Raw genomic sequence first — 6,985 nt, 5'->3', positions numbered from 1 at the left:
CAGGCAACGAGAGGGATCGACATCGTATTTCATCAGGCGGCACTGGCGTCTGTGCCCCGGAGTATCGATCATCCTCTCGATACGCATGAAGCCTGTGTAACAGGCACGATTCACGTATTGGACGCAGCACGGCGTCTGGGTGTGCAGCGCGTCGTTTATGCCGGTTCCAGCAGTGCCTATGGGAATCAGAAAGAAATGCCCAAACATGAAGGGCAGGCACCGGAAGTCCTCTCACCTTATGCGGCTGCCAAGTTAGCGGGAGAATTGTACTGTCAGGCGTTTGCGAATTCCTATGATCTGGAAACCGTTCGCATCCGGTACTTCAATGTTTTTGGTCCGCGTCAGGATCCCAACAGTCCTTATTCCGCTGTGATTCCTCTGTTTGCATCGGCCCTGCTCGAAGGGCGTCAGCCGGTCATTTACGGAGACGGCACTCAGTCCCGCGATTTCACATATGTCGACAATGTGGTTCAGGCGAATATTCTGGCATCACAGGCCGACGCCGCCAAAGTCTCAGGAAATGTTTACAACGTTGCCTGCGGAAGTTCGTTGAATTTAATCGATCTGATGAAGTTCATCTGCGATTTTCTGGAGAAGCCATTTAATCCCGATTTTCAACCTCGCCGCACGGGAGACGTTTTGCACTCCTGGGCCGATATCTCCGCAGCACAACGGGATCTGGGTTATGAACCGGTGGTTGATATCAAGGAAGGGTTGCGCAGAACGATTACCTGGTATGAGGAATATGTCAAATCGGAATCAAAAACCTGTCTGGGTGGCTGCTGATCCAGCGGCAACCAGAGAATCTCGTTCATACAGACCGTAACAATTATTTGTGCGTAAAAGCATCAGCAGTTTAGATAGACCAGGACCGCGTGTCGTGAATACAGAATTTCAACCTCTGGAGAATCAAGCCGATTTTGCAATCGACGGAATGGAAGATCATTCCCAGGCCGCTTCTTCCGGACCCGGAGTCGATGTGGTACGGTTGTTGTTTCGAAATAAACTGCTGCTGATTGCGGGACTGGCGACGGGGCTGATGCTGGGTCAGGCTGCCTACATGAAGTTAGGCCCCGTTTATTCTGCCAGCACGAAAGTCCAGGTTTCACAGAAAAATCCCGTACCGATCAAAGAGGGAGAAATTCAGACCTTTGGTGAATTGACTGCGCACATCGATGTGATCAAAAGCCCGCGGATTGTGGGTGAAGCCGTCAAGGAGGCAAAACTCAACGAATTACCTTCATTCGCAGGTGAAAGTGATCCGACGGAAGAAATTCTTGGTTCTTTGAAAGTCAAACGAATTTCCGGCAATGACAACGCGTATCTGAATATCCTGGATATTCTGTATGAAAATCCGCGATCACAGGACGCCAAAATTGTGACTCAGGCAATCGTGGATGCCTATCAGCGATACCTGCATGAAGTCCGTCAGGAAAATACCGACGAAATTCGCGAGCAATTGAATGAGGCGAACCGCCAGATACTCAGCGATCTGGATCAAAAGAAAAAAGAGTATAAGGAATTCCGGGAAGATGCACCCCTTTATTGGGAAAATACGCCCGGTTCCGATGCAGGAGTCGCCGGGAGCACCAACGTGCATCAGGAACGGATCAAAACCATCGATAATGAACGCAGACTGAATCTACTGCGACTGACGGAAATGAAATCGAAGGTGGATTCTCTCAAAGAAGCGATTGCCAGTGGCGAATCCAAGGAGACGCTGGAGTTGCTGGCGCAGCAGTTTATGATGGGCCAGGCACGCGGACAAGCCGGTGGTGCTGCGAATGCCTCTGAAAATAATCTCGCTGCACCGGGCGTTTCGAATACCGACCGTGCGCGTGCGGCGCTGGAAACGCATTTGATGCCGTTGCTGATCCAAAAGAATCAACTGGAACGAGATTTTAAAGAAAACCATCCCGACCTGGATGCCGTGAATCGCAGTATTGACACGATTGTCAACCTGTATCGACGGCAGGGAATTGAAATTTCGGCGGAGAATCTTGCCTCCGGCGAATTCCAACTGTCTCAAGCCAAAGAAATCGACTTCGTGAATGTGTATCTGAGTTCGATGGAGCAGCAGCTGAAAGAGCTTGAGAATCGCGAAAAAGAGCTGACCAGGCTGTTCGATCAGGAAACCGAACTTGCCAAAAAAGTAGGGAATTTTCAGGTCGTCGATCAGTCGTTTAACGAAGAAATTGCACAACTGAAAACGCAGCGCGATAATATCTTCAAGCAATTACTCGTGGAAAAAGTTTCTCAGGGAAACAGTGGATATACATTGTTGCAATTATCTCCGGTCAAGGATGCGCTGGTAATCAAACGCCAGATCAAATTCCTGATGGCAGGGGGAGCCGTCGGCCTGGCGCTGGTACTGGCGTTATCCTACCTCAGAGAAATGCGCGATACCACGGTGAAGTCGGTCGACGAAATCAGAGACCAGCTGCATTTGCCAATTCTGGGTGAAGTACCTGTGTTTGCTGAGACTGAGATTGCGGTGGAGGACGGTGAATTGGCTTCTGCCTTGTGGTATTACTATCGCCCGTCTTCCAGGGAAGCAGAAGCGTTTCGATCGTTGCGGACTTCGCTGCTGCTGAAAACAGATCGCAGTGGTGCCAAAGTGCTGCAGATGACCAGTGCTGAGCCCGGCGACGGTAAAACCACTTCCATTTCCAACCTGGCTCTGGCGATTGCTCAGACAGGCCGCAACGTTCTGATTGTTGACGCCGATCTGCGGCGACCGAACATTCATAAATTATTCGGTCTTGTCAATGGGATTGGTTTAGGAGACGTCTTAGCGCAAGAGATTGACGCACAGACTGCGATCCGCGAAACCAGAATCAGCAATCTTTCGATCATGACAGCCGGTACGCTACCAGATAATCCTTCAGAAATGCTGATGTCCCGACATTTTACTGATCTGATCAAGCAGCTGCGTGATGAATATGATTACGTTCTGATTGATACGCCGCCGCTGGTGGTCGTCAGCGATCCTTCGGTGATTGCCTCGTCTGTTGACAGTGTGCTGCTGGTGGTGCGTCTCGATAAGAACCGCCGCGGCGTGATCCGCAAAGTTCAGCAGATCATTCAAACGAACGGGATCAAAGTGACCGGCATTCTGGCAAACAGTGTCTTCACCGGAAAATATGGTCAGTACGACTACGGAACGGGAGAAGGTTATCGCGAATATTTTCTGCCGCCCGAGCAGAAACGAACGGTAGAACCTGCCGTTTCTGCAAAAAAGGAAATCAGCAGTCAGGAAGTCTGACCGCTATTCGAGTTCAATATCCAGTTCTTCAATTTTACGATAGAGGCTGGAAAGCCCCAGCTTTAAACGCTTGGCCGCTTCACGTTTATCGGTGCTGTCTTTCAGTACGCGGGTAATATGCATCCGTTCGTAATGTCTGAGGGCCAGTCGCAGGTCATCGACATCGGGTAACGGCGGATCGTTCTGATGCAGTTCCGGCGGCAGATCATTCAGGCAGATCATTGTGTCATCACACATCATGACGGCGCGTTCGATGGCATTATCCAGCTGGCGAACATTGCCTTTCCATTCTGCTGACATCAGCGTGCGAATGGTTTCGCTGGTTGCGCCGGTGACCCGTTTGCCCATTTTTTTGGAGTGTTTCGTGATGAAGTATTCCACCAGTTCCGGAATATCATCGACGCGTTCCCGCAGCGCCGGGATATGAATCTTCATGCCGTCCAGCCGGTAGAACAGGTCTTCTTCAAACTCTCCCTTTTTAACCATTTCAGACAGATCCTGCGTGGTGGAAGCGATTAAGCGAACATTCACTTTCACCGGTTCCGCACTGCCGAGCGGAAGGATCTCCCCGTATTCAATGGCCCGCAGCAGTTTTCCCTGCGTTCCTAAAGGCAGCTGAGAAATTTCATCCAGATACACGGTCCCGCCGTCCGCATTTTTAAAAACGCCGAATTGTTCCGCCTGCGGATATTGCAGCGAACTGCCCGCAGAGCCAAAGAGTTGCGATTCCAGTAATTCAATCGGACGCATGCCACAGTTCACCGCCAGAAAACGCTGCTCGCGATTCGGACCGTTGGAGTGAATCGAACGGGCGAATAATTCTTTCCCCGTACCGGATTCGCCAAACAGCAGTACGTTGGAATTGGTGGCTGCAATTTTACGAATCGTGTTTTGCAGATTCTGCAGGGTTTTACTGCTGCCGACAATCTCTTCTATTCCGGGGCTGCGGGCCAGCTCGCGTCGGAGGATCTGGTTTTCATAGAAAATTTTCTGGTATTCAAATAAGCGATTGAGCTTGTGAGACAGGTCATCAAAAATGACCGGCTTGACCAGATAATCAAAGGCACCGGCTTTGAACGCAGAGATGGTATTTTCGACGGTCGCATACGCGGTGATGATCAGCACGAAAATACTTGGTTTGATATTCTGCAACCGTCTGAGCAGTTCAATGCCGTCTCCGTCCGGCAACTGCACGTCGCAGATCGCGACATTAAAGTCCCGGTCCCGCGCCAGTTCCAGCGCTTTGGCGACCGTCGAAGCCTGCATGGTCTCGTAGCCTTCGCTGTTCAGATACTCTGCCAGCGAAGTGCGAATGACTTCTTCATCTTCAACAATCAGCACGGATCGATTGAGTTGCACGTTGGGATATGTCCTGTTTTTCATTTTAAGTTGTGACAAATTTGATTTCGTTTGCCGGGCCGGGGGGAATCTCTGCCAGACCATTCAACTCGTCACAATTGAGTGAGACGATGAATTTGGCACCATCTTTTACTGTATCATCAATTTCAATTGAACCGGAATTAGAGTGTTCCAGGATATTTTTACAAACAAATAAACCCAGTCCCGTGCCTTTGGCCTTCGTGGTGAAATAAGGCTGGAACAGTTTCTGTTTATCTTCCTCCCGGATGCCATGACCATTGTCATGCACCGAGATCAGAATCTGACCGGCCCGGGCTTCCGTCGTGATTTCGATCGATGCACCCTCTTCTGTGGAGTCCATCGCGTTGAGGATCAAGTTAAGAAAGACCTGGACGAGCTGGTCGCGTATCACATGCACGATCGGTAAATTCTCCGCAAAACGGGTGATGATCTTTTTCCCCTTTTTGCGTTTATAGTATTTTGAAATGTTCAATGACTCGGTAATCAGTTCGTTAATACTACAGCGATTGCGTTCGCTTGTTGCGGGACGGCTGAAATCGATCAATTCCCGCAGAATGCGTTGAATCCTTCTTAACTGGCCATCAACTTCTTCCAGACGTTTGCAGGTATAGTCGTCATTATTGTGCCGATTCAAGAGCTGGACCAGAGAACTGATCCCCGCCAGCGGGTTGCCGACTTCATGCGCAATCCCGGCGGCCAGTAAACCAAAGGCGGCCTGTTTTTCCTGCTGGATCAGTAACGCCTGCGATTCCTGCAGATCACTGGTGCGGCGGGCGATGCGCTCTTCCAGCAGTTCCTGATTCTGTTTGAGCTGCGCATTGGCAACAGACAGTTCCTGGCTCGCCTGTTTGACCAGTCGGGAAAAAGCAATACTGGCCCAGGCGACCCAGCCCATCCAGACAATCATCAGCAGTAATTGGGTTAACCAGTCTTTGGGAACGGAAGGGCTCGTGAACAGGAGCGTGGTAAAGCTGATGAGGTGCAGCGCCAATGTCATATACGCGATCGAGGGGGAGTGACGGATCGAGCAGACAATCAGCGAGAGCAGGTAATAAAAACGAAACGGGCTGTTCAGACCGGCATCGTAATGACAGAGCAGGCCGATAAAGATCGCCTCCATCACCGAGATGATCAGCGGCCACTCTCCCAGAAACACGCGGCTGCGAAAACTGAAATAGGTATCGGCCAGCGCATAGATGGCGCCTAATGTTAAAATCCAGTTTAACTGGGGTACCTGGATGGCGGAATCGTTGCCGACGAAGTTGACCAGCACATATCCCACACACAATCCGAACCAGCGAATGCGGAGCGTGATTTCTTCGGCCGGCAGTTCCCACGCATAGGCATCGTGGTGAATTTTCGGTTGAGCAGCCGAGGCAGGCGCAGACGCAGAGCCCGGCTGCGGAGACGCGCTGTCTGGCAAGTCTGCAGAAGTCGATTGATTTTCCTGGACTGAATGGTCATTCATAACAGAAATTAAGACTCGGAATCGCACTGTTGAAGGGCTGCGATCAGAAGGTTCATCAAAGTGTTTATGTATTGCTCGTCGTGCTCATCGATTGGCTCTGTTCACCCGGAAGGGGGGCTGACAGAGGAAACCGAAGCTATACTATCTCGAATCTGAAATTGATCTGCAATTACACATCCGTTATTTTGCGGGAGAAGTCGGCTAATTTTACTGAACAAACAGGTAAAATCAGAACTCTGCTCCGCAGACAAACAGCGGGAATCAATGGCCGTTGTCTGAGGCCTCACCAACAGGAAAGTGTTTTGCCTGAGAATTTCGGATAAATCTTTACGAATTGGCAGATCGAATCCTGTCTTTGCGGTCTACTTGTGTTTACAGATCCGTTACTTTCGACCGATAATAGCGTATATAAGATTGTAGGCATTGGCATGGATATGAAATCCGAATAGATGGGGAATTTATGAAAATCGTTTTAGCGAGTTCCGAGGCAATTCCATTTGCAAAGACGGGCGGACTTGCCGATGTGGCTTCGGCCCTGTCGAAAGCACTGGCAGAAGCAGGCCATGAAGTGAGTCTGTTTTTGCCGTATTACCCTCAATCAACCGCAAAACGGGGGTTTGGGCCTCATGATTTCGAAGCCTGCCCGGAAAAAGTCAAGATTGCCGTCGGTAGCAAGGATATCGAAGCAGGCTTGTTGAAAGCAAAGTTTCCCGATTCGAGCGTCACCGTATATCTGGTAGATCAACCCCGCTATTTTGATCGCCCGGAATTGTATCATGAGAAGGGCCGCGATTATCAGGATAATTGCGAACGATTTATCTTTTTCAGCCGTTCCGTAATGGCATTCACGGAAAGATTGAACCTGAAACCGG

At 50.2% G+C, this 6,985-nt stretch carries 5 protein-coding genes; 3 read left to right on the top strand and 2 right to left on the bottom strand.

Annotated features, from left to right (window positions below):
• Together Q0294_RS23240 and Q0294_RS23235 are read left to right on the top strand one after the other, a co-directional pair.
• Nucleotides 1-786: NAD-dependent epimerase/dehydratase family protein (locus tag Q0294_RS23240; protein WP_299470252.1), on the top strand; the 786-nt coding region annotated here is incomplete at its 5' end.
• 94 nt (nucleotides 787-880) lie between these two features.
• Nucleotides 881-3,265: a polysaccharide biosynthesis tyrosine autokinase gene (locus Q0294_RS23235; RefSeq protein WP_299470251.1), complete on the top strand. Its 2,385-nt coding sequence runs from the start codon at nucleotides 881-883 to the stop codon at nucleotides 3,263-3,265.
• Between the two features lie 3 nt (nucleotides 3,266-3,268).
• On the opposite strand, the gene Q0294_RS23230 is transcribed toward Q0294_RS23235, so the two are convergent.
• Nucleotides 3,269-4,624, bottom strand: a complete 1,356-nt coding sequence (locus tag Q0294_RS23230) for a sigma-54 dependent transcriptional regulator (RefSeq protein WP_299470250.1) — start codon at nucleotides 4,622-4,624, stop codon at nucleotides 3,269-3,271.
• A 25-nt stretch (nucleotides 4,625-4,649) separates the two neighbouring features.
• Nucleotides 4,650-6,113: an ATP-binding protein gene (locus tag Q0294_RS23225; protein WP_299470249.1), complete on the bottom strand. Its 1,464-nt coding sequence runs from the start codon at nucleotides 6,111-6,113 to the stop codon at nucleotides 4,650-4,652.
• Between the two features lie 460 nt (nucleotides 6,114-6,573).
• On the opposite strand from Q0294_RS23225, the gene Q0294_RS23220 reads away from it, so the two are divergent.
• The coding region (locus Q0294_RS23220) for a glycogen/starch synthase (RefSeq protein WP_299470248.1) at nucleotides 6,574-6,985 on the top strand (412 nt) is incomplete at its 3' end.

It is taken from the genome of uncultured Gimesia sp. (assembly GCF_937919775.1).
Lineage (GTDB): Bacteria > Planctomycetota > Planctomycetia > Planctomycetales > Planctomycetaceae > Gimesia.
Note: the sequence above shows the minus strand (reverse complement) of the source record. Positions and strands in the feature narration are given on the sequence as shown.